At 67.8% G+C, this 22,852-nt stretch carries 23 protein-coding genes and 1 tRNA gene; 8 read left to right on the top strand and 16 right to left on the bottom strand.

Annotated features, from left to right (window positions below):
* The first annotated feature begins 112 nt into the window (after positions 1–112).
* Positions 113–1,075 (top strand): hypothetical protein, encoded by a 963-nt coding sequence (locus tag AU198_RS08385; RefSeq protein ID WP_082690928.1) that lies wholly within the window; start codon positions 113–115, stop codon positions 1,073–1,075.
* A 53-nt stretch (positions 1,076–1,128) separates the two neighbouring features.
* Here AU198_RS08385 and AU198_RS08380 read toward each other — a convergent pair whose 3' ends face one another.
* From AU198_RS08380 to AU198_RS08360, 5 genes are all read right to left on the bottom strand, one after another.
* Entirely contained in the window at positions 1,129–4,362 is a 3,234-nt protein-coding gene (locus tag AU198_RS08380) for an arabinosyltransferase domain-containing protein (protein ID WP_064347482.1), read from the bottom strand.
* 11 nt (positions 4,363–4,373) lie between these two features.
* On the bottom strand, positions 4,374–6,245 hold the full coding sequence (locus AU198_RS08375; protein ID WP_082690924.1) for a galactan 5-O-arabinofuranosyltransferase: 1,872 nt from the start codon (positions 6,243–6,245) through the stop codon (positions 4,374–4,376).
* The gene (gene dprE2 / locus AU198_RS08370; RefSeq protein WP_064347480.1) at positions 6,245–7,027 is read right to left on the bottom strand and encodes a decaprenylphospho-beta-D-erythro-pentofuranosid-2-ulose 2-reductase; all 783 of its coding nucleotides are present in this window, start codon (positions 7,025–7,027) and stop codon (positions 6,245–6,247) included. Before dprE2 ends, AU198_RS08375 begins: the two co-directional genes overlap by 1 nt.
* Positions 7,028–8,428 carry a decaprenylphosphoryl-beta-D-ribose oxidase gene (dprE1, locus tag AU198_RS08365; protein ID WP_064347478.1) on the bottom strand — a complete coding sequence of 467 codons (1,401 nt, stop codon included), beginning with the start codon at positions 8,426–8,428 and terminating at the stop codon, positions 7,028–7,030.
* Between the two features lie 135 nt (positions 8,429–8,563).
* Positions 8,564–8,959: a GtrA family protein gene (locus AU198_RS08360; RefSeq protein WP_064347557.1), complete on the bottom strand. Its 396-nt coding sequence runs from the start codon at positions 8,957–8,959 to the stop codon at positions 8,564–8,566.
* 107 nt (positions 8,960–9,066) lie between these two features.
* Here AU198_RS08360 and AU198_RS08355 point away from each other — a divergent pair, with 107 nt between their 5' ends.
* Positions 9,067–9,804: a phosphotransferase family protein gene (locus tag AU198_RS08355; protein ID WP_064347477.1), complete on the top strand. Its 738-nt coding sequence runs from the start codon at positions 9,067–9,069 to the stop codon at positions 9,802–9,804.
* A 6-nt stretch (positions 9,805–9,810) separates the two neighbouring features.
* Here the strand turns inward: AU198_RS08355 and AU198_RS08350 are convergent, their stop codons facing one another.
* The 5 genes from AU198_RS08350 to AU198_RS08330 are packed head-to-tail and all read right to left on the bottom strand — an operon-like array spanning position 9,811 to position 13,256.
* Positions 9,811–10,128, bottom strand: a complete 318-nt coding sequence (locus AU198_RS08350; RefSeq protein ID WP_064347475.1) for a TFIIB-type zinc ribbon-containing protein — start codon at positions 10,126–10,128, stop codon at positions 9,811–9,813.
* Positions 10,129–10,171: 43 nt separating this feature from the next.
* Positions 10,172–11,002, bottom strand: coding sequence for a galactan export ABC transporter permease subunit Wzm/RfbD (gene wzm / locus AU198_RS08345; RefSeq protein WP_064347474.1), 831 nt, complete (start codon positions 11,000–11,002; stop codon positions 10,172–10,174).
* Positions 10,999–11,913, bottom strand: coding sequence for a galactofuranosyltransferase GlfT1 (gene glfT1, locus AU198_RS08340; RefSeq protein ID WP_082690927.1), 915 nt, complete (start codon positions 11,911–11,913; stop codon positions 10,999–11,001). The genes wzm and glfT1 overlap by 4 nt, the downstream gene beginning before the upstream one ends.
* Before the next feature lie 38 nt (positions 11,914–11,951).
* Positions 11,952–12,743 (bottom strand): galactan export ABC transporter ATP-binding subunit Wzt/RfbE, encoded by a 792-nt coding sequence (wzt, locus tag AU198_RS08335; RefSeq protein WP_064347472.1) that lies wholly within the window; start codon positions 12,741–12,743, stop codon positions 11,952–11,954.
* A gap of 9 nt (positions 12,744–12,752) precedes the next feature.
* Positions 12,753–13,256, bottom strand: a complete 504-nt coding sequence (locus tag AU198_RS08330) for a bacterial proteasome activator family protein (RefSeq protein ID WP_064347470.1) — start codon at positions 13,254–13,256, stop codon at positions 12,753–12,755.
* A 404-nt stretch (positions 13,257–13,660) separates the two neighbouring features.
* Here AU198_RS08330 and AU198_RS08325 point away from each other — a divergent pair, with 404 nt between their 5' ends.
* Positions 13,661–14,857: a cysteine desulfurase-like protein gene (locus tag AU198_RS08325; RefSeq protein WP_064347468.1), complete on the top strand. Its 1,197-nt coding sequence runs from the start codon at positions 13,661–13,663 to the stop codon at positions 14,855–14,857.
* 8 nt (positions 14,858–14,865) lie between these two features.
* On the opposite strand, the gene AU198_RS08320 is transcribed toward AU198_RS08325, so the two are convergent.
* Complete coding sequence (locus AU198_RS08320) at positions 14,866–15,840, bottom strand: NAD(P)H-quinone oxidoreductase (RefSeq protein WP_064347466.1); 975 nt, start codon at positions 15,838–15,840, stop codon at positions 14,866–14,868.
* 78 nt (positions 15,841–15,918) lie between these two features.
* Here AU198_RS08320 and AU198_RS08315 point away from each other — a divergent pair, with 78 nt between their 5' ends.
* Together AU198_RS08315 and AU198_RS08310 are read left to right on the top strand one after the other, a co-directional pair.
* The gene (locus tag AU198_RS08315) at positions 15,919–16,431 is read left to right on the top strand and encodes a MarR family winged helix-turn-helix transcriptional regulator (protein WP_064347464.1); all 513 of its coding nucleotides are present in this window, start codon (positions 15,919–15,921) and stop codon (positions 16,429–16,431) included.
* A 49-nt stretch (positions 16,432–16,480) separates the two neighbouring features.
* Positions 16,481–16,567, top strand: a tRNA-Ser gene (locus AU198_RS08310).
* A gap of 1 nt (position 16,568) precedes the next feature.
* On the opposite strand, the gene pdxR is transcribed toward AU198_RS08310, so the two are convergent.
* Positions 16,569–17,960, bottom strand: coding sequence for a MocR-like pyridoxine biosynthesis transcription factor PdxR (gene pdxR, locus AU198_RS08305; RefSeq protein ID WP_231744607.1), 1,392 nt, complete (start codon positions 17,958–17,960; stop codon positions 16,569–16,571).
* A 49-nt stretch (positions 17,961–18,009) separates the two neighbouring features.
* Here pdxR and AU198_RS08300 point away from each other — a divergent pair, with 49 nt between their 5' ends.
* Positions 18,010–18,420 (top strand): hypothetical protein, encoded by a 411-nt coding sequence (locus AU198_RS08300; protein WP_064347462.1) that lies wholly within the window; start codon positions 18,010–18,012, stop codon positions 18,418–18,420.
* Positions 18,420–19,328 (top strand): NAD-dependent epimerase/dehydratase family protein, encoded by a 909-nt coding sequence (locus tag AU198_RS08295; RefSeq protein WP_064347460.1) that lies wholly within the window; start codon positions 18,420–18,422, stop codon positions 19,326–19,328. The genes AU198_RS08300 and AU198_RS08295 overlap by 1 nt, the downstream gene beginning before the upstream one ends.
* Here AU198_RS08295 and AU198_RS08290 read toward each other — a convergent pair.
* Complete coding sequence (locus tag AU198_RS08290) at positions 19,315–20,130, bottom strand: crotonase/enoyl-CoA hydratase family protein (protein ID WP_064347458.1); 816 nt, start codon at positions 20,128–20,130, stop codon at positions 19,315–19,317. The two genes, AU198_RS08295 and AU198_RS08290, sit on opposite strands and share 14 nt — an antisense overlap.
* 31 nt (positions 20,131–20,161) lie before the next feature.
* The gene (locus tag AU198_RS08285) at positions 20,162–20,599 is read right to left on the bottom strand and encodes a hypothetical protein (protein WP_064347457.1); all 438 of its coding nucleotides are present in this window, start codon (positions 20,597–20,599) and stop codon (positions 20,162–20,164) included.
* 41 nt (positions 20,600–20,640) lie between these two features.
* Here AU198_RS08285 and AU198_RS08280 point away from each other — a divergent pair, with 41 nt between their 5' ends.
* Positions 20,641–21,219 carry a TIGR03086 family metal-binding protein gene (locus tag AU198_RS08280; protein ID WP_064347455.1) on the top strand — a complete coding sequence of 193 codons (579 nt, stop codon included), beginning with the start codon at positions 20,641–20,643 and terminating at the stop codon, positions 21,217–21,219.
* A gap of 88 nt (positions 21,220–21,307) precedes the next feature.
* Here the strand turns inward: AU198_RS08280 and AU198_RS08275 are convergent, their stop codons facing one another.
* Both AU198_RS08275 and hisC read right to left on the bottom strand, forming a co-directional pair.
* Positions 21,308–21,769: a DUF4334 domain-containing protein gene (locus AU198_RS08275; protein ID WP_064347454.1), complete on the bottom strand. Its 462-nt coding sequence runs from the start codon at positions 21,767–21,769 to the stop codon at positions 21,308–21,310.
* Positions 21,766–22,821 (bottom strand): histidinol-phosphate transaminase, encoded by a 1,056-nt coding sequence (hisC, locus tag AU198_RS08270; RefSeq protein ID WP_064347451.1) that lies wholly within the window; start codon positions 22,819–22,821, stop codon positions 21,766–21,768. Before hisC ends, AU198_RS08275 begins: the two co-directional genes overlap by 4 nt.
* Positions 22,822–22,852 lie beyond the last annotated feature (31 nt).

Below are 22,852 nucleotides of genomic sequence, written 5' to 3'. Positions count from 1 at the left end.
AACCGGTGGATCCCAAGTACCACGTACGTGCGATCCACCGGGTAGGTGGTTATCCACAGCTGTGGCGGCGTCGGCCTGGCCCTCGGGCGGCGACAGGTACACGCTTATCCGCGTGACGCGCTGGCATCTCGGGCACGTCGCGGCCACCACGGCGTCGCAGGACGGAGTGCTCGCGCGTCGCCAAGTACTGGCCGCGGGTGGCACCGATTTCGATATCGCCCGACTGGTGCGCCGTCGCGAACTGGTACCGCTCGAGCGCGGTGTCTACGTCAATCACAGTGGCCGCCTCACGCAGATCCAGCGGCACTGGGCCGCGGTGTTGGCGTTCTGGCCGGCGGCGCTGTCACATGCCTCGGCACTGCCCGATCCGCCGCCGACTGTTGTACACATCGCGATCGACTCGTCGCGCCATCTGCGGAGCCTGCCAAGCATCGTGCTGCACCGGACGCCCGATTTCGCGGACCGCGCCGACCTCTTTCGCAATCCTCCGGCGATTCGAGTGGAGCACGCGCTGATCGACGTGATCGCCGCCGAACTCCGAGAGGAGGACGTCGCGGCGGCGTTCGCAGAGTTGGCGCGAGTGTGTGCAACGTGGCGCACCACCCCGCAGCGGACACTGCAGACGTTGGAAACTCGCGGGCGTGTCCCGGGGCGGCGCACCTTGGAGGCGATGCTCATCGACCTTCGCGACGGCGCGTGTTCGGTGCTGGAGCGCGGCTATCTGCTTCGGGTCGAACGAGCGCACGGGTTGCCCAGAGGAAAGCGGCAGACGCGCAGCACCGCGACCGGCCGGGCCACCTACCAGGATGTGCGCTACGGGCGCCAAGGTGTTGTCGTCGAGCTCGACGGTCGCGCGTTCCACGATTCGCCGCGCGACCGCGACCGCGATGCGCTGCGTGATCTCGCGGAGTTGAGCCGGTCGGATCTGGTCACCATTCGGCTTACCTACGGACTGGTCTTCGGCGATACATGCCGCACCGCCCAGCTGATCGGCGGCGTGCTCAGGCGTCGCGGCTGGACGGGTCGCGTGCGCGGGTGCCCGGCATGCGGTCCTGCGGTCGCACTAACGGGTTGATCGCATGCACCAGGCGCTTGCGCTCAACCAGCTAAGGGCAATCGAGCAACAAATCAGGACAGGCGCAGCGGCGCCGGGCTCCACAACCCGCTGCGCGTCGCCGTGCCGAGGTCGAGGCGGGCATCGGCGGCATTCGGGTACCACGGCGTGAGCTGCTGCAGCGAGCCCCAGTCGCGGAACCAGTCGTCCTGCAGATACGTGGGCACCGTCGTGGCGCGCACCAGCAGTTCGGTGATGCCGAGCGGCCCGCCACCGAGGTAGTCCATCACCGGCGAGTTCGCCTCGGCCCCGAACCGGTCGGGCAGGATCCGCCACTTGGGCACCTCGACGATGCCGTTCTGATGGCCGAACGGCCGCTGGCAGGGGAACGCCAACCCGACCAGCCAGTCGAGCAGCACCGGATCGGACGATCCGACGACGTCCTGCAGCGTGCGCAGCTCCGGGATCCGCGGCGGCGTCACCGCGATCCAATGCTGCGGGTCGAGGTCTTCGTCGGAGGCCACCAGCCGAATCTGGGTCGCGTCGCGCGGTATCGCGGACAGCGGAGCCCGCAGGTTCCGCCACGCGGGGGAGGCGCCGACGTCGGCGAACCCGATCGCACCACCCGGCTCGTCGGCGGCCGCCTGCTCGTCGGTCGCCCACTGGACCGTGACCTCACCCGCGTCGAACCGGCCGGCGGCCGAGATGACCAGCAGCGGGCCGGCGTCGTCGCGGTCCGGCAGCCGGTACCAGGCCGAGCGCAACTGCGCGGGCTGCTGGGTGCCGGCACGCCAGCTGCCCATCACCGGCGTGGTGGCCGGATCGAGTTTGTAGGGCAGACGGGCCCGTGAACCGTTGACACCGGCGGCGGCGGTCGTGCCGCCCTCGGTCCCGCCGTTGCCCGCCTGGTCGTCGTCGCTGTCGGTGTCGGCGAAGTTGGTGGAGGTGCCCTGTCCGCTCATGGTCTCGTCGGCGGAGACGTCGCTGGGAATCCCGTTGGGGTTGAACCCTTGTGCGGTGCCTGCGCCGAGCGCCTCACCGACGGGCGTGTCGATCGGCGTCAGCATGCCGACGTTGGGGTCCTCCTCGACCAGCACATCCTGGGCCATCCCGCACGTCCTGCCGGCCACGGCTTCGAGGTTGGACCGGCCGACGCTCCACGCCGGATACTGGTCGATCATGGCCAACGTCAGCGAGAGCACCTCGAAAACCACCAACAGCCATGTGGCGATGGCCAACGGCGCCTGCAGCATTCGTTGCCAGCGCCGTTGCGGGCCGGGCGGCGACGAGTCGCGCCCGGAGAAGTGGAACCACGCGGCAGCGAGCAGGGCCAGCACGGCCAGCCCGAGCAGCATCGTCGAGAAGCCGAACTTCCACTCGGGCATGGCATTCGACCACGGCACACCGAAGTTCGACACGTACCACCAGCCGTTGACGGTGGCGAACGACAACGCCATCGCGAACAGCACCGCGGCGCCGAACACCGAGCGGTTGCGGCGCGAGCGCATCGCCGTGGCGGTGACGGCGACTGCGGCCAGCGCGCCCAGTGAGCCGGCCAGCCCGGCGAATACACCGAAGTGATGGGTCCACTTGGTCGGGGTGAACATCATCGCCAAAAACGAGATGACCGTGATGCCGATGATGCGGCGGCTGGGCCCTAACGCCGTGCCGGGAATCTTGAACTTGCGCAACGACATCGCGACGGCAACGGCCAGCGCCAGCAGCAGCGTGAGCACGGCGAACCGGCGCGCCACCGAACCGTCGGGGCTCAGCGTGAACAACCGCTCGTAGCGGATGTGCTCGTCGAACCAGCTCAGGCTCGGCCCGACCGCGGATTTGAAGGCGCTGGCCTGCAGTTCGGAGGCCAGCGTCTGGTCCCGGAAGATCAGGATGATCGTGACGGTGGCCGCGGCCAGGATCGGTGCCAGCAGCGCCAAGTAGCCGAATCGCGAGACATGCGCGGCGACAATGGTTTTCAGTGGCCCGACGGCCACCAGCAGCGCGCCCACGGCGGCGATGCCCGTCGGGCCGGAGAACAGCGTCAGCGCACCGATGATGATCGCGATCGCCACGGGCAGCAGCCTGCTGGTGGCCACCCCGCGCTCGACCGAGCACCACGTGAGAAGGATGCCCAGCGCGATGATCGGTTCGGGCCGTAGCCCGTTGTTCAGCGGCAGCCAGAACGCCAGGAACAGACCCGCCGCCGTCCACGCCGCCGCCGGCGTGGACTTCACCGCGTGGCCCAGGCGCGGGATCACCTCACGGCTGATCACCCACCAGCACGCCAGCGCCATCACCAACGTCGGCAGCCGCATCCACACGCTGTGCGTGCTGACGTGCGCCCACAACGCCAGCAGGTCGTAGTACCAGCCGAACGGCGCTTCGGGCGTGCCGAACCACCGGTAGTAGTTGGCCATGTAGCCGGCGTGCTCGGAGACCCGCGCCATCGTCAGGATGTAGCCGTCGTCGGCGGTGTTGGCGCCGACGAAGTGCCACCACACCAGGACCGCGGTGACGACGCCGTCGAGCGGGCGCAGCGTCCACCACCGCGGGGGCAGGAACCGTCTGACGCCGCGGCCGTCGGCGGTGTCGAGAAGATGAAGTGCGACCAGGGCGATGACGGTCATCGCCACCCCGATGAGCATCGCCAGCGTCTTGAGCAGCGTCGGCGATGTGCTGTAGCGGGTGTCGAGCGTCGCGGAGAATTCCAGTCCCGGTGGCGCCGGACCGCTGAGGTCGGTGAAGACGCCGACGATCTGGGGGCGGAAGTCGTAGCCGCCGCGCTCACCGCGCAGTGGTTCGCCCGGGTCCTCGCTCGGAATCCGTCCCGGACCCTGGACGAGCCCGACGAACTCACCGGTCACCTTGTCGGCGTGTGCGGTGAACGTCAGCCGCTGGCATTGCGGGCTGAGCACCTGATCCAGCGGTGCGCTGACCACCGGGGTGTTGCGCACGATCACCAGCAGGTCGTCGTTGACCCGCTCGATGAGAAGGCCGCGGTCGATGGCCTTGGGCGCCTGTTTGGGCACGGTCGACAACAGCACCGTGCGGCCCTGATCGCCGGGCCCGGCCAGCCCGGCCGCCGCGCGACACGGCACCGAGATCTCGAGGTCGGTCGCGACGTAGCCGATGAGCGGGGCGTCAACGCTGCGCAGGACGCCGTTCTGCGGCCAGTTCAGTTGGGCGGTCGTCTGCGTGACCGGCATCAACGGCGTCGCGATCGCCAGGAGTGCGCCGAGCAATCCGGCGACGATGGCAATGAGGCGCACCGTCCGATGGTTCGATCCGACCCCGGCTTCACCGACCACGGCGTTCGATCCTAATTGGGCTTGCGGATCGCCAACACGAACGGGCCGATGCTGGAGACCTCGAAGCGGGGGTCGTCGAACAATGTCTCGTCCAGGGCGACGTGGTAGCGGCGCACGTTGGGCTGGTTCGGGTAGACGTCGGAGGCCAACCGCAACGTGTAGGTGTCGTCAGCGCCGCGGCGCATCAAGAACACCGTCGGCGGCTCCCACGGCAACGCGTCGAGCGCCTCGATGAACTCATCGGCGTCGGTGAGCGTGGCCCAACTTTCGATCGCTTCGGCACGCTTCTCGAACTGCGCGAGCGGATTCGCGTAGTGCGAGGTCAATCCCTGGAAGCCGTAGTAGGGGTAATAGGACAGGAAGCTGTAGTCGGCGGTCAGCACGACGGTCTCGTCGCGGGGTCGACCGGTCACCTCGGTAATCCTGTCGTCGATCTCGCGGTAGTAGCGCTCGGCACCCGGCGGCCGCCGGTCGGCGCGCTGACCGTATCCGTCGGTGTCGGTATAGGCGACGACGATGTCGGACCGCAGCACGTCGGGGATGTCCTGGCTGTAGGTGACGGCGCCGATCGCGCCCAGCGTGGTGGCCGCCGCGACGACGCGCCGCGCGTTCTCGGGTCGCACCCGCGCCGCGACGGCACGCGTGACTTCGATGAAACCGAAGGCGCCCGCCGCCGTCAGCAGCACGGTCAGCGTCGGGTTCAGTCGGAACGACAACAATGTGGTGCCCGCCAGCGTGGTCAGCATCGACAGCAGCGACCAGGCGTAGACGGCGAGCACGGCGATCGCCAGAGCGCCGGCCCGGGTGGAGGAGCGCGCACGCCAGACCAGCCACAGCGTGCCGAGCATGCACAGCGCTCCGAGCAGCGTGAAGTGCAGCATCGGGAACTCCAACTGTGCGCCGTCGGTCGGCAGATAGTGCTGCGCGGTTCCCGAGTCGGCGGGTTCGCCGTCGGCCGCGGCCAGCAGCCACGGTGCCCAGCCGATCAGCGCGATGGCACCCGAGATGACGGCGATGACCACCAGCCGTAGCAGCGGGTCGATGCGTTTACGCGCGACGGCCAGCAGCAGCCCCATGATCGCCAACGTGAATGCGGCGTAGGCGAACAGCAGTGTGTACGACAGCGCGGCGACGCCGAGGAAGAGTCCGGTGCCGACGACGGCGGGCCAGCCGCCGTTACGCGTCGCCCCCCGCAGACCCGACCACGCCAGCACGAACACCGGCGGCAGCAGCACGCAGATGATCGCCGCGTAGGGCTCGGCCGGGGAGTACGCCAGCGTGGCCGCGGCGGTGGCGGTGGTGACGACGAGCGCGTACTCGAAGCGAATCATGGCCGCCCACAACACGAACGCCACCGCGATCGCGGCGGTGATCGACATGATCGCCCACGGCTTGAACATCTCCCACGCGGGGGTTCCGGTCAGCGCGGCCAGGCGGCCGCCGATCCAGAACCAACCCGGCGGGTAGAACGGCGGCAGACCCATGTAGGTCATATCCCGCAGCGCTGCGTCCTCGGCCAGCCGGGTGAGGTACTCGGTGCGGAACTGCTGATCGACCGAGATGCCGTACAGGTAGAGCCGGGTCGCGCCGAGGGGCATCGCGAGCGTCACCACCGAGAAGGCGGACAGGAACAGCGTCGCCCCGGTCTTCGCGAGCAGCCGGCGGCCGCGCCGCCAGATCCATCCGCTGCCCAATAGCCCGGCCAGACAGGCGAACTGGCCCACCGTGGTCAGCGCGTGCAGCTGATTGGACGAGTTGTACGCGGGCCACTCCACCCGCGCGATCGCGGCCAGTGAAACGATCGCGACGACGATCGCCACCGCGGCGGCCGCCACCATCTGGCCGGCGACCTTGATCGGCAGGGCCCGTGCGCCGCCTGGCATCAGATGGGTAGCTTGCGGAAGATCGGCCGCGGGATGTGGCGCAACACCATCATCACGTACCGGAACGCTCCCGGCGCCCATACCAGTTCCTTGCCTTTGGCGGCGGCCGTGACGGCCAGTTCGGCGACGTCTTCCTTGTCGACGGTGAACGGCGCCTCCTTCGCGCCGGTGGCCTTCCAGTGCTCGATGGTGGTCGTGGTGCGGACCTGGCCGGGCCGGATCACCAGCACCCGAACTCCGTGCTCCCGCAACGCCTCTCCGAGGCCGAGGTAGAAGCCGTCGAGGCCGGCCTTGGTCGATCCGTACACGAAGTTGGACCGCCGCACCCGTTCACCGGCCGCCGAGCTCATCGCGATGATCTGCCCGAAGCCCTGGGCCCGCATCTTCTCGCCGATCAGTACGCCGACCGAAACCGCTGCGGTGTAGTTGATCTGGGCCACCTGCACGGCCTTGGACTGGTCCTGCCACAGCTCCTCGGCGTTGCCGAGCAGCCCGAAGGCCACGATCGCGACGTCTACGTCACCGTCGCTCCAGGCGTTGTCGATCACGGCGCGGTGACCGGCGGTGTCGGCGCCGTCGAAGTCGATCCATTCAACGGACTTGGCCCCCGCGGCGGTCATTGCGGCGATGGCTTCGTCCTTGCGGGGGTGGTTCGGCAAGTCGGCCAGGATGATGCGGGCGTGCGCGTTGCGCAGGTAGCGCTCGCAGATCGCCAGGCCGATCTCCGATGTCCCGCCGAGCAGCAGGATGGTCTGGGGGTTACCTACGGCATCAAGAACCATCTACAGCAGCTCCAAGCGTCGTGCCATGTCGGATGCGAAGACGCCGTTCGGGTCGGCCTTGCGGCGCACGGCGATCCACTCGTCGATCCGCGGATACATCTTGTGGAACCGCTCGGCGCTGACCCGGGAGTCCTTCGCGGTGTAGACCCGGCCGCCGAATTCCATGACGCGTTCGTCGAGCTCGTTGAGGAATTCGTTGATGCCGGGCTTGTTCGGGAAATCCATCGCCACGTTCCAGCCCGCCATCGGGAAGCTCAGTGGCGCGCGGTTACCGGGCCCGAACAGTTTGAACACGTTCAGCGCCGAGTAATGCCCGCGGGTCTGGATCCAGCGGATGATGGCCTTGAACTCCTCGAGAGCATCGGGCGGCACAAGGAACTGGTGCTGCGCGAAACCCGCTGGGCCGTAAGCGTTGTTCCACCCGCTGACCAGGTCGAGCATGTGGTAGAACTGCGACAGGTTCATGATCTTGCCGGTGTAGGTTCCGCCGAGGCGGTAGTACACCTCGCCGATCGCCATGAACGAGAGTTTGTTCATGGCGCTGACGGGGAAGATGTCGGGCACCGAAAGTAGCTGAGGCGCATCGAATTTCAGCGGGTTCCTGGCCAGCTTTGGCGGCAACTGATCCAGCGTCGCGAGGCTGCCGCGGCTGATCGCGGCCCTTCCGAGTTTCGGCGGCGGGCTGATCAGGTCGAACCACGCGCTGGAGTAGGTGTAGCGGTCCTCGCTGCCGTCGAGGTGCACGGCGACGGTCTCATCCAGGTCGGCGGTGGACACGCCGTCGGCGATGAAGTACGCGGTTTCGGTGCGCGTCATCGCGATTCGGGCGCGCACCACGATCCCGGTGAGGCCGTTACCGCCGACCGTCGCCCAGAACAGCTCGGCGTCCGGCCCGTCGGGTGTGAGGGTGTGGACCTCGCCGTCGGCCATCAGCAGGTCCATCGACAGCACGTGATTGCCGAAGCTGCCCGCGCTGTGGTGGTTCTTGCCGTGGATGTCGGAGGCGATCGCCCCGCCGACGGTGACCTGCCGGGTGCCCGGCAGCACGGGCACCCACAGCCCGAACGGCAACGCGGCCTTCATCAGCTGGTCGAGACTGACGCCCGCGTCGACGTCGGCCACCGCCGTGTCGGCGCTGATCGAGTGGATTCTGTGCAGCGCGGTCATGTCCACGACCAGGCCACCGCCGTTGCACGCCTGATCGCCGTAGGAGCGGCCCAGCCCGCGGGCGAGGACGCCGCGGTGCAGGAAAGACGGGCTGGAGGCGCCGCGGTCGGCGGTCTCACGGACCGCACGGGCGATCACGTCGACGTCCGGCGTGGTCAGCACCTGCGCGACCGACGGTGCCGTGCGGCCGAAGCCGGTCAGGGCACGCGAGGTCGTCGGCAGGTTCTCGGACATCGTGACGAGGGTACCGTGCGCTCACCGGCGCCCCGCCCAGCCGAACTCAGGTCCCACGGTCGCGCCCAGTGTGGGGTTGTGTCACGCAATTGTGGCCGGCGGCGTGACACAAGTCCACGCTCGCCACACGCCGCGTCAGCGCAGCCGGAAGATGACCGCACGTTGGACGACGAAATTGATCACCGTCGCCGTGCCCTGGGCGATGACGAACGCGACCGGCACCCGCCACGGTTTGTCGTCCCACGCCATGTACAGCACATAGTTGATGCCGACCTGCGCGGCGTAGGTCACCGCGTAGAGCACACACACCGCGATGAACCGCGCGGTGCTCGGCGGCGCCTGAAAGGTCCACCGGCGGTTGATCAGATACGCCGTTGTGGTGCCCGCGATGAAGCTCAGCGTCTTGGCCACGTTGACGTGCAGACCGGCGGCGAGCATGGCGACGTACAGACCGAAGTCGACGATCGCCGAGAAACCGCCGGTGACGATGAACCGCCAGATCTGGGTGCCCAGGCTCAGGGTGGGCTGCATCGGGGGCTCGGCCACCCGGGCAGCTTACGTGGGCGCGAACCCATCGACACCCGGCGCGCACGTGAATGCGTCTGCGACTGCCGCCGCCACCTCGCTAGGTTTCAGGTGTGCAGACCCGGTCCGGTGCGGAGATCACCGTCGACGGCGACGTCGTCCACAAGCTGCACCGGCCGGGTACCGACCCTCGGGCGTTGACGGTCCGGCTGGGCATCGCCGCCCGGTCGGACTGCCTGCTGTCACCGCTGTCGGCGGTTCCCGAGCGGGTCGGAGCGCGGTGGCGCAGCCGGTGGCCACGCGTGGAAATTCCTGCACCACAACCGGAATCGGTGCCGTGGGCGCAAGCCGGACAACTGCTGGCCCGGCTGCACCGGGAACCACCACCGCCCCGGACGCCTGCACACGGCTGGCCTCACCGCCTGCGCCGGGCGGTCGGCGCGATTCGCGGCGGCGAGCCGACACTGCGCCGTGCCGCGGCCGGCCTTCCCGACGCGGTCTGGCGCGCGGGTTCTGCCGACCGTCCAACCACACTCGTGCACGGCGACTTCCATTTGGGTCAGCTCGGCCGTCACGACTCACGGTGGATTCTTCTCGACGTCGACGACCTGGGCGTCGGCGATCCGGCATGGGATCTGGCTCGACCGGCCGGATTCTGGGCGGCAGGGCTGATCCCGGATGCCGACTGGACCAACTTCGTCGACGCCTACCGCGCCGCCGGCGGTCCCGCGCTGCCCGACGGAGACCCCTGGCCGGTGCTCGACGCGTTCGCGCGCGCGGCCGTCGTGCAGGCCGCCGCGCACCATCGCGACGACGAACTGCTGATGGCTGCCTGCGCGCGGATGCTCTAGTACCCCTTAGCTGGAGAAGAACAGCCGGCCGAACCCCTGCTTGCGGTAGTACTTGTTGCCGCGATGCCCCCAACCCGGGCCGTATCCGTATCCCGGCTGGGCCGGCGGCGGGGGCGGCGCTGCCTGCACGAACCGGTTCTCCATCTGCGTCAGCGACTCGAGCTCGCCGAAGTCCAGGAAGATGCCCCGGCAGGTGTCGCACTGCTCCAGGTGGATGCCGTTGCGTTCGTAGGTCCGCATCGAGCCCGCACACTTCGGGCAGGTCAACGTGCCCGTCGGCGCGGACGGCGGAGATGACGGCGGCTGATATGGCGGGATGCTCATAACCGCATAACGGTAGCGGCCGACGCCGAAGTTCCGCGTGGGCTCACACCCAGTATGCGACGCGGCCGCGGTACTGCCGCATGGCGAACGCCGCGAAGATCCACCCGACCACGGTCAGCACGATCACCACCACCCAGTGGCGCAGTTCCTGGTCGGCGCCGAGCAGCGGGGCCCGCACGATGTCGAGATAGTGCAGCAGCGGATTGAGCTCGACGATCTTGGTGTACCGCTCGGCGCCCTGCTGTCGCAGGGTGGACTCGTTCCAGATGATCGGGGTCATGAAGAACAACAGCTGCACCAGGCTGACCAGCAGCGGGCTGATGTCGCGGTAGCGGGTGGCCAGGATGCCGAAACACAACGCCACCCAGATGCAGTTGAGCACGATCAGACCCAGCGCCGGAATGACCGCCAAGTCCGTCCAACTCCACGGCTTGGGGTAGATGATCGCGATGATCACGAAGATGATCATGTTGTGGGCGAACAGGATCATCTGTCGCCACACCAGCCGGTAGACGTGTACCGACAGCGGTGTTGGCAGCTGTTTGATCAAACCCTCGTTGGCGACGAACACGTCGGCGCCCTCCAGGATCGCCGCGTTGATCAGGTTCCACACGATCAGTCCGAGGGTGACGTACGGAAGATGTTCGGAGAGCTCGAGTTTGAACAGCTTCGAGTAGAGCAGCCCCATCGCGACCGCTGTCGCGCCGGTGGCGATCGTGATCCAGAACGGGCCGAGAACCGAGCGGCGGTAACGCTGTTTGATGTCTTGCCAGCCGAGGTGCAACCACAGTTCGTGCTTGCCGAAGCCGGCGACCAGGTCGCCCCAGGCCCGGCTCATGGTCTTCGACTGCGCAGCGGCGTCGGTGAACGTCACGGCTGAAGCCTCCCGAACCTCTCCTTGCGGCCCATGCGCCGCAACCGGATCCACTCCATCAGCCCGGCCGGGTCGCGGCGGGACACCAGGAAGAACCAACCGAAGCGCGCCCATTCCTGTAACTGCAGTCGACGCAATCCCGGCTGGGACAACAGATATCCGCGATTGCGGTAGGTGTAGAAGCGTTTGGCCGCGTTGTCCGGATATTGCGTATGCATCCGGCCGCCGAGGATCGGTTTGAACTCGTCACCGCCCTGCGGATGCAGGTACACCGCGTCGAGGCAGGTGCCGAACGGCAGCCCGGACCGGACCAGCCTGCGATGCAGTTCGGTCTCGTCGCCGCGCACGAACAGGCGCAGGTCAGGCACGCCGGTCGCCTCCAGCGTCGCAGCGGCGAACAGCGCGCCGTTGAACAGTGATGCGATGCCCGGCAACAGTCCCCCGCAAGCGGGAGGTGCCCCCACCTCAGTCGATTCGGTGCGCAACTCGTCGACGCGGCGACGCCACACCAGCCCGCGACGCAGCGGAAACGCCAGCCGTCCGGGGTCGGTCATGTCACAGACCATCGGCGACACCTCGGCGAGTCCGTGTCGGGCGGCGCAGTCGATCAGCGTGCCCAGCACCTCCGAGTCGGCGGGACGGCCGTCGTCGTCGGCCAACCACACCCAGTCCGCGCCGAGCGCCAGCGCGTGCAGCATGCCCAACGCGAAACCGCCTGCCCCGCCGAGGTTTCGGCGGGATCCGAGATAGGTGGATGGGAGGGGTTGCCCGGCGACCAGCTCGGCGACGCGGGGATCGTCGTCGTTGTCGACGACGATCAGGTGGTCGGGGGCGCGGGTCTGGGCCGACACCGACTCCAGTGACTTCGCCAAGTCGTCGGGACGACGGTGGGTGACCACCACCGCGCATATGACGGGGCTGGGCTCCTCGGGCAAGCGCTCGTCGGCGGTCACTTCTGGCGCGTCTCTTCGAGCACTTCCCGGACATGCCGGGCGGCGTCTTCGCCCTCATAGGCACGCACGACGTCCTCGATGCCGCCGGTCATCTTGATCGTGCCGTGGTCGATCCACATCGCGGTGTTGCACAGCCGGGCCAGGAACTCGTTGGAGTGGCTGGCGAACACCAGGATGCCCGAGCGCGCGACGAGTTCGGCCAACCGGGTCTGCGCCTTCTTCAGAAACTCGGCATCCACCGCGCCGATGCCCTCGTCGAGCAACAGGATCTCGGGGTCGATGCTGGTCACCACCCCCATCGCCAGACGCACCCGCATTCCGGTGGAATAGGTGCGCAACGGCATCGACAGGTAATCCCCGAGCTCGGTGAACTCGGCGATCTCGTCGATCTTGGCCAACATCTGCTTGCGCGTCTGCCCCAGGAACAGGCCGCGGATGATGATGTTCTCGAAGCCGGAGATCTCCGGATCCATCCCGACGCCGAGGTCGAACACCGGCGCCACCCGGCCGCGGACGGTCGCCACCCCCCGGGTGGGCTCGTAGATACCCGACAGCAGCCGCAGCAGAGTCGACTTGCCCGCACCGTTGTGCCCCACCAGACCCACCCGGTCGCCGAGTTCCAACGACATCGTGATGTCCCTCAGCGCCTCGATGACCACGACGTTGGAGTCGTTGCGTCCGATCGCGCCGCCGGCCTTACCGAGGAACGCCTTCTTCAGCGAGCGTGACTTCGCATCGAAGATCGGGAACTCCACCCACGCGTTGCGGGTCTCGATGTGTGGGACCAACGCATGCCCCTACAGGTACTGTCCGGTCCCCGGATGCGACGGACCGCCGCGCACCGCGACCCCCGGCGGCAGCGCGCCCTGGCCCCGCATCTGCTCCAGCTGCTGGCGTGCGGCCATCTGCTGGGCGAACAGCGCGGTCTGGATGCCGTGGAACAGGCCCTCCAGCCACCCCACCAGCTGTGCCTGCGCGATGCGCAGCTCGGCGTCCGAAGGCACCGCCTCCTCGGTGAACGGCAGCGTGAGCCGCTCGAGCTCGTCGCGAAGCTCGGGAGCCAGGCCGTCCTCGAGTTCGGTGATGCTCGTGCGGTGGATCTCGCGGAGCCGATTGCGGCTGGCGTCGTCGAGCGGCGCTGCGCGCACCTCCTCGAGCAACTGCTTGATCATGGTGCCGATCCGCATCACCTTCGCCGGCTGCTCGACGAGGTCGGTCAACGACTTGCCGTCGTTGGTCTCGTCATTTTCGGCGTCGGTGTCGGCACCGCTGATGATCTCGATGTTGTCGTCGTCGGTCATACTCCCTGCGTTCCCTCTAATCTCCACGGCATTCGTCGCTGCGCCCCGCGATCCCGAGCCAACTAGCGACACTAGTCCGGTCGTGCGCGAGGCGGTCCCCACGCCGGGGACGGGCGAAGTCCGGTAGGTGACCGCAAACCGGCCCGTCGGCTGTCCTCGGCGGTCGAGCAAACGGAGTCACCGAATGTCACCACGGGTGATGCAGACGTACGTTAACTCAATGCCGCGTCCCGGCCGTCGTGCGGGGGTGACCAGCAACGGCAACCGGTTTAGCACTCCGAACGCCAAGGTCACTGGACTAGTATGGCTGCCCAGCAGACCCAGTCCGACATGGCGGGTCGGGCCGAGTATCGGCCAGAATCGTGTGAGTTCGCGAACTCACGGACGCTCGAAGGTGGGCTGGCATGGCATACGACGTCGCCCGGGTGCGCGGCTTGCACCCCTCTCTGGGCGACGGGTGGGTGCGTTTCGACGCCCAGCACGGCATGTTGTCGCCTGACACGGTCGGCCGCGCGGTGTCCACGGCGTTCCGCGGGTCGATGCCCACCCCGGTGGGTCCGCACCCGTCGGCGCAGCGCAGCGCCGCGGTGTTGGAGGCCGCCCGGCTGGCCGTGGCCGATCTGGTCAACGCCGATCCCCGCGGTGTGGTGCTGGGCGCCGACCGCGCAATCCTGCTGACCTCGCTGGCCGACGCGTCGTCGTCGCGTGTCGGTCTCGGTTACGAAGTGGTGGTCACCCGTCTTGATGACGAGGCGAACATCGCGCCGTGGCTGCGCGCCGCGAATCGCTATGGGGCCAAGGTGAAGTGGGCCGAGGTCGACATCGAGACCGGCGAGCTGCCCAGCTGGCAGTGGGAGAGCCTGGTGACCAAGCCGACGCGCTTGGTCGCAATCACCTCTGCCTCATCGACTTTGGGCACCGTGACCGACCTGCGCGCGGTGACGAAGCTGGCACACGATCAGGGTGCACTGGTCGTCGTCGACCACTCCGCGGCCGCGCCGTACCAGCTGATGGACATCGATGAGATCGAAGCTGACGTGGTCGCGGTCAACGCATTGGGGTGGGGTGGTCCGCCCATCGGGGCCTTGGTCTTTCGCGATCCGGCGCTCATCGACTCCTTCGGTTCGGTGTCGCTGGATCCGGATGCGACCGGAGCGGCGCGGCTCGAAGTCGGCGCGCATCAGTTCGGTCTGCTTGCCGGAGTGGTGGCCAGCATCGAGTATCTGGCCTCCCTGGACGAGAACGCGCGTGGCACGCGCCGCGAACGCCTCGCGATCTCGATGCATTCCGCAAACGCCTATATGAGCCGGCTGTTCGACTATCTGCTGATCTCGCTACGATCCTTATCGACGGTGATGGTCATCGGTCAGCCCGAATCGCGAATCCCCGTGCTCAGTTTCGCGGTCAACGGCGTACCCGCTGAACGGGTGGTTCAGCGCCTGGCCGACAACGGCATCCTGGCGATATCGAATGCGAGTTCGCGCGTGCTGGACGTGATCGGCGTCAACGACGTCGGCGGCGCGGTAACGGTGGGACTGGCGCACTACACCACCACCGCCGAAGTCGATCAGCTGGTGCGCGCGCTCGCCTCGCTGGGCTGACGGTTGCGCTAATCGGCCACGCGCAGAACCACTTTCCCCGACACCTCGCCTGACTGCAGCAGCTCGTGCGCCGCCGCGGCTTCCTGAACCGGGTATTCGGCGCCGATGATCGGCCGCACCTGACCGCGCTCGATCATGGGCCAGACGTTGGCCACGACCTCGGCGACGACGTCACTCTTGCTTCCCTGGCCGCTGACCGGCCGCGCGCGAAGAGCGGTGGCGAAGACGCCCGCGCGCTTTGCGAGCAGCTTGCCGATGTTGAGCTCGGCCTTCACGCCGCCCTGCATCCCGATGATCACCAGTCGCCCGTCGTTGGCGAGCGCGTCGATGTTGCGGTCGAGGTAGGCCGCGCCCATGATGTCGAGGATCACGTCGGCGCCACCCTCGGCCTTGACGCGTTCGACGAAGTCTTCGTCGCGGTAGTTGATCGCCACCTCGGCCCCGAGTTCGGCGCACAGGTCCAGCTTGTGGGCCGATCCGGCGGTCACGGCCACGCGGCATCCGAGCGCGCGGGCCACCTGGACGGCGTGGGTGCCGATGCCGCTGGCACCCCCATGGATGAGAACCAGCTGCCCGGCCGTCAACCCCGCTGTCATCACCAGGTTCGACCACACGGTGCAAGCCACCTCGGGCAGGCCGGCGGCCTCGTGCAGGGACACCGAGTCCGGAAGCGCCATCACCTGCCCGGCCGGTACAGCCACGTACTCGGCGTAGCCCCCGCCCGCCAGCAACGCGCAGACCTGTTGTCCGACTGCCCAATCGGAGGCCTGCTCACCGACCGCCTCGACCGTTCCTGACACCTCGAGTCCGAGGATTTCGCTGGCGCCGGGCGGCGGTGGATACTTGCCCGCGGCCTGCAACAGGTCGGCCCGATTGATGCCGGCAGAGGCCACCTTGATCAGAATTTCGCCCTTGTTCGGTGCGATGTCGGGAACCTCTTGCCAGTTCAATCGGCCTCCCGGGCCGGCCACGATTGCATGCATTCCGATAACGCTACTAGCCTGCGACAACAGTCTTGAGAATTGGTCGCCAGCAATGTCAGGGCCGTTTACTATGACCGCATGGAGGGGATAATTGCGGGTCGTACCGCGGGGGACATGCCGGGGCTGGACATCGCGGAGCAGCGGTCCTGGCAAAACTTTTTGGATGCCGCGCTGCGGCTGTATGCGACTTTGAATCGGTCGCTGGTGGATAAGCATCACCTGACGCTCAACGACGTCAGGCTGCTCGACATCCTCGACAAGTCACCGACCGGATCGGCCCGAATGGGTGATCTCGCCGAGGGATTGATGTCGTTGCCGAGCCGGGTCACCCGGCAGATCCGTCGCCTGGAGATGGCAGGCCTGGTGCGTCGCGGGGCCAGTCCCGACGACGGCCGCGGTGTGCTCGCCAGCATCACCGACGACGGGCGCACGGCGGTGCGTGAGGCGATGATCACCTACGGCGAGAGCGTGCGCGCGCACTTCCTCGACCGGTTGTCGCGGCCCCAGGTCGCGGCGATGGGTGAGAACTGCCGGCGCATCAGCGTCGGGCTCAAGAACGGGTCGATGAACGCCAAGCTCGGCCGGGTCTGAGGGGATTCCCCGTCGCGGACGGTGTGAGCCGCCCCGTACTCTTGTCGGCGGTGGCGTGGCAGAGCGGCCTAATGCACTCGCCTTGAAAGCGAGAGACGGCTAACACCGTCCGGGGGTTCAAATCCCTCCGCCACCGCTCACGACATGGGGTGCGCGATGCGCGCCAACACCCGTACGCCCGAATCGATCTGTGACTCGCTGAGGTTCGCGTAGCCCAGGAGCAGACCGGGCGGGGCGGACGACGGATCGGCGTAGCAGGGTGCAAGCGGCTCGACCCGCACCCGTTGTTCGGTGGCCCGCCGGACCAACTCCTCGAGCGGGAACCCGTCGGGGAAGCGCACCGTCAGGTGAACCCCGGCCGCGGCCCCGAGCACGGTCGCTTGCGGCAGGTGCCGACCCAGGGCCCCCAGCAGGGCATTGCGCCGGGTCAGGTATCGGCGACGCATCTGGCGCAGGTGCCTGTCGTATCCTCCCGATCGCAGGAGCTGCGCGAACGCCAACTGGTCCATCACCGAACTTCCGGTGTCCGCAAGACCTTTGGCAAGTTTGACCGCGCCGACGAGATGCGCGGGCAGCACCATCCAGCCGATGCGAAGACCGGGCGCCAGGGTCTTGCTCGTCGAGCCGACATAGACGACGCGGTCGGGCGCGATCCCCTGCAGCGCGCCGACGGGTGCACGGTCGTAGCGGTATTCGGCGTCGTAGTCATCCTCGATGATCAGATTTCCGGCTCGAACCCAGTCCATCAGCTCGGTGCGCCGCGCGGCCGACAGCACGACCCCGGTCGGGGACTGGTGCGCGGGGGTGGTGAGCACTGCATCGGCACCGCTGGCCGTCAGCGCGCCGACATCGAGGCCGTCCTCGTCCACCGGAACAGGTACGGGCTCGATCCCGTTGTTCCGCAGCACCATTCGGTGTAACCAGAATCCCGGGTCCTCCATGGCAAGCGAAGATGTCGGCAGTGACCGGGCGAGCAACGCAATGGCCTGTGTCGCTCCCGAGCACAGCACAATGTGTTGCGGTTCGGCGAGCACACCGCGCACGCGTCGCAGGTAATCGGCCACTGCGACGCGCGTGGTGAACAATCCCTGAGGCGCCACGTAACCGAGCGCATCCGGCCCGACATCGGCCAGGCCCTGCTTCAACGCCCGCAGCCAGGCGTCGCGTGGGAAACTCCGCAGATCCGGTGACCCCGGCAGGAAGTCGACGTCGTAGCGAGCCGCCGGCCCGGCCTCGCTGCGGGACGGCCGGTCGACGGTGTCGACCGTGGCGACCACCGTGCCCGATCCGTGCCTGCCGAGCAGGAATCCCTCGGCGACGAGCTGACTGTAGGCATCGACCACGAGCCGACGGGACACTCCCAGGTCGGCGGCGAGCAGGCGACTGGACGGCAGTCGAGTGCCCGGTGCGAGGCGGCCCGTTCTGATGGCCGTCCGCAGCCCGTCGGCCAGTTGGCGGTGCAGCGGATCGGCGGCGTCCCGGTCGAGTTCTACGAGCAACTCGGGACCTGAAGTGGTACCCGATTTCACTGTCAAAGTGGTGCCTATCTTGAGGCCAGTGACGAACTAGCGTGACCGTATGACATCGACACCGACGCGCACAAGGGCCGGGTTCGTCGAGGTGACGCTCATCGTGTTCGGGCTCTACTCCTTGGCTGTGGGGCTGTTCATGATGTTCGCCCCTGGCGCGTTCTTCGACACGCTCGGTAACTTCGGCACGCGCAACGACCACTACATCTTCGACACAGCCACCTTCGAGATTCCGCAGGGGCTCATGCTGCTCGCTGCAGTGCGGTGGCCGCGGTGGCGCACTCCGGCACTGGCGTTCGCGACGCTGCACTGGGCACTGCACTCGCTCAGTCACATCATCGACCCGCACCACGGCGCGGGTGACTGGGTCGGTTGGCTGGAGGCGGGCGGTCTGGTATTCACCACCGCGATACTGGCGATCGCATTGCGGGCCAGCCTCATTGCCGAGAGGAGGCCATAGTGCGAGTCCTGGTTGCCGGCGCGACGAGCGTGCCCGGCCTTCCGCTGCTGCGTGAGCTCGACGCCCGCGGCCACGAGGTCATCGGGCTGACGCGGTCACCGAACAAGACCGGCGCGCTCGCCGCCGCGGGTGCCAAACCCGTTGCCGTCGACGTGTTCGACGCCGACGATATCGATAAGGCGGTCGCCGATATCGGTCCTGAGGTCGTGGTGTCGCTGCTGACCACGCTGCCGAAGCGGGGACCCATGCGGGTCAAGGACTTCGAGCCCGCGAGAAGGTTGTGGGGGACCGGTGCGCCGAACCTGCTGGCCGCCGCGCAGCGTGCCGGTGTCCGCCGCGTCGTTGCCGAATCGGTGATGTTCGCGTATGGCTATCCGACCACCGGCCCGGCGCTGATGGACGAGAGCGACCCCTATCCCGGCCCGGCTCCGCCTGGTGGAGAGGCGATGCTGGCGGCTTTGCGTGGGATGGAGCAGAAGGTCATGACGTCCGGGGAACACAGTGACACAGAAGGAATCGTGTTGCGCTACGGCGCTTTCTACGGACCGGGTGTGCCGCACGACGAGTTGTTCACTCGGATGGCGAGATGGCGGCTGGCGCTGGACATGGGTGGTGGCGGCATCGTGTCCTGGATCCACATCGATGACGTCGCGAAGGCCACGGCGGCCGCGCTCGACCGCGGACGGGGCGGCCAGATCTACAACATCGTCGACGACCGGCCGCAGTCGTTCAACGGCTACATCCGCGAGTTGGGCGACAAGCTCGGACGGCCTCGACAGCTACGCATTCCGCGTGCGGTGGTCAAGCTCGCCGCACCCTACGGTGTCACCGCATTCGGCGACACCTGGCTTCCGCTGTCGAATGCCAAGGCCAAGTCCGAACTCGGTTGGACGCCTATTCGCCGGTGAATTCGGGCGGCCGCTTCTCGAACATCGCGGTCACCGCTTCGCCCAGATCCTTCGACGGCAGGAACGCCGAATTCCACGCGGCCACATACCGCAAGCTCTCCGAGACCCGGGCGATGCGCTGCTGGTCGAGCACGTCCTTGATGCCGTGCACCGTCAGTGGCGGGTTGGCGGCGATCTCAGCGGCGGTGGCGTGCGCCGCGGCAAGCGAGGCGTCGGCGTCGTCGTACACGTTGTTGACCAGACCGATTTTCTCGGCGCGGGCGGCGTCGATGTCCTTGCCCGTCAGTGTCAGTTCGCGCAGGTGCCCGTCGGACAGGATCAGCGGCAGTCGCGCCAGTGAGCCCACGTCGGCGACGATCGCCAGCTTCACCTCGCGCACGGAGAACTTCGCGTCGGCGCTGGCGTATCGGATGTCCACAGCGCTGATCAGGTCCACGCCGCCGCCGATGCACCAGCCGTGCACCGAGGCGATGGTGGGGGTGCGGCAGTCGGCGACCGCGTTGATCGCGCCCTGCATCTTCGTCAAGGTGGTGTGGAATCCGAGTCGGGCCTTCGCGCCGGCATCGAGGCCGGGCATGCTGCCGCCCATCGCCGCGAGGTCGAGCCCGTAGCTGAAGTTCTTGCCAGAACCGGTCAGCACGATGGCGCGCACCTCCGGATCGGCGTCCAGCGTGCCGAACACCTCGGGCATCTCGGCCCAGAACGCCGGGCCCATGGCGTTGCCCTTGCCGGGTCCGATCAGCGTCACCCGCGCGACGTGGTCGGAGATGTCAACGGTGACGGATTCGTAGGTCTCACCCATGGGGCACGACGCTAGTTGGTCACGACACCGCTCACGGCGGCGGCTTGCCCAGGAGCACCTCGTTCACGGTGGCGCTGGGTAGGAACTGGCAGGCGGCGTCGACCAGCATCTGGCCGATGCCCTCTCCGTCGGGCCCGAGCGGGTTGCCCTCCTGGTTGAGGATCTCGCGGATCACGGCGACCTGGGTCGCCTCGTCGAGCCCGTTGTACTCCGAGCACTGCATGGACAAGGCGTTCGGCGGCGCGGGCACGACCGGGATGTCGGTGTTGCGTGTCGGCAGCGGGATGTCGGGAAGCCCGATGTCGGGCAGCCCGGGAATCGACGGCGACGTCGGCCGGGCCGGCGAGGTGGTCAACGGCGGCCCCGGCTCGGTCGTCATCGCGACGGAGCCCTCGGTGGTGCGCGAGCATCCCGTCGCGACACCGGCGAGCACCAGCACCGCCGCCGCCACTCGCACGTGCGTCCTCATCTCGGCAACGATAACGCCCGTCGGCGACGTAGCGTGGCGTCATGCCCGACGACTTGCGCGCAGGACCCGATTCACCGCCGACCGACGAACTGCGAAGTGCCGAGAAATCCTTCGCTGTCCTGCAGCACGTGCTGCACGGCATCGCTGCCGACGATCTGCACAAGCAGACACCGTGTCGGGAGTTCGACGTGGCAGCGCTGACCGACCACCTGCTCAACTCGATCGCGACGCTCGGTGCGATGGCAGGTGCGGAATTCGGCGAACGCGACCACGACGCGCCGATCGAGCAGCAGGTGGTGTTCGCGGCGCGGGCAGCGCTGGACGCCTGGCAGCGTCGCGGATTGGAGGGCACCGTGGACTTCGCCGGGAACGACGTGCCGGCCAGGATGATGGTGGGCATCCTGTCGCTCGAGTTCCTGGTGCATGCCTGGGACTACGCCGCAGCTGTGGGCCGCGAGGTCAGCGCTCCCGAATCCTTGTCCGACTACGTGCTGGGGCTGGCCCGCAAGATCATCACGCCTGATGGCCGGGTGAATGCCGGCTTCGATGACGCGATCGACGTCGCCGACGACGCGGATGCGCTGACGCGGTTGCTCGCCTTTACCGGTCGGCGGGCCTAGGGCTTCGCGAGGCTTAGCCACTTCGCGAGGCGTACACCAGGGTCGTGGATCGCCCATCCTGACGACCCTGGTGTTGATCTCGCGAGCGCTACAGCCGTTCGAGGTAGAAGTAGAGGTGCCGGGTGCCGTCGAGTGCGCCCTTGCCGTTCATGATGCCGACGACGGCGTTCTCATCGACGACCTTGAAGTGGTCATGCACGGGTGCGCCGTCGTAGACCATCGACGCCGTCACCTCTCCGCGGAACTCCTCCATCCACAGGCTGGCTTCACCCTTCATCGCCTCGGTGTTGGAGAACTTGTTGCCGTCGGCGTCCAGGCACACCAGGGGCTTCGCGTCGCTCGGCGATGCGAACGTCTTACCGAACCAGTTGAGGCGCTCCATGAATCCGTTGGCCTTGTGGCCGGTGTGGAACTCGCCGCCCTTCCACTCCCCGATCATGAAGTCGATGGTGGCCGGCTGCAGAGTCGACCAGAAGTCGTCGAGTTCGGCGTCGGAGATAGTATCGGTGCGCTCCTTGAGTTCGGTGAAGATCTCGCGGGCGTCGCTCATGTCTGTCCTATCCATCGGCGGGCGAAATCGAGGAACGCATCGTTCTCGTGCGTTGCGGCGACGGTGACGCGTACGCCGTCGTCCCCGTAGGGCCGCACGATGATGCGGTTGTCCGCCGAGGCCTCTGCGAACTGCTGGGCCCGGCCGGGCAAGGGGAGCCAGACGAAGTTGGCCTGTGAGTCGGGCACGGTGTAGCCGGCGGCGCGCAGTTCCGCTGTGACCCGGGTGCGCTCGGCGACGACGGCGTCGGTGCGCTCGAGTAGCTCGTCGGCGACGTCCAGCGACGCGATCGCGGCGGCCTGCGACACGCTGGTCGCGGTGAACGGCACGTAAACCTTTCCGATCGCGGTGATCAGATCCGGGTCGCCCACCGCGTAGCCCACCCGCAGACCCGCCAGCCCGTAGGCCTTCGAAAACGTCCGCAGCACAACGAGGTTGGGATGGGCGCGGACCAGCCCCAGGCTGTCGGGAACCATCGGCTCGCGAATGTACTCGACGTAGGCCTCGTCGAGCGCGATCGCGATGTGCGGCGGCACCGCGGAGACGAAGCGGGCGAGCGCGTCGGGTGCGACAACGGTGCCCGTCGGGTTGTTCGGATTGCACACGAAGATCAGCCGGGTGCGGTCGGTGATCGCGGCCAGCATGGCGTCGAGGTCGTGCGTGTGGTCGGTCAGCGGCACCGGCACGGGCGTGGCCCCCGCCGTTCGCACCTGCAGTGGGTAGATCTCGAAGCTGCGCCAGCCGAACAGCACCTCGTCGCCGACGGTTGAGGTGATCTGGATCAACTGCTGACACAGGCTGACCGACCCGCAGCCCACCGAGATGTGCTCGGGAGCGAAGTTGACGTGCTTGGCGAGTCGCTCGCGGAGCTCTACGTAGCCGTTGTCCGGGTATCGGTTGATGGTGCCGACGGCGTCCTCGATCGCGGACCGCACGCTCGGCAGCGGGGGATGCACCGTCTCGTTGCTGGCGATCTTGATCGCGCCGGGAACCGTCCTGCCGGGCGTGTAAGCGGGCAGATCAGCCAGTTCGGGGCGCAGCCGGACGGTCACCGCACCAGTTTATGGGTCGGCCGAGTGCGCT

This window comes from Mycobacterium sp. GA-1199 (assembly GCF_001500045.1).
GTDB lineage: Bacteria > Actinomycetota > Actinomycetes > Mycobacteriales > Mycobacteriaceae > Mycobacterium.
This window is presented reverse-complemented; position numbering and strand designations above follow the sequence as displayed.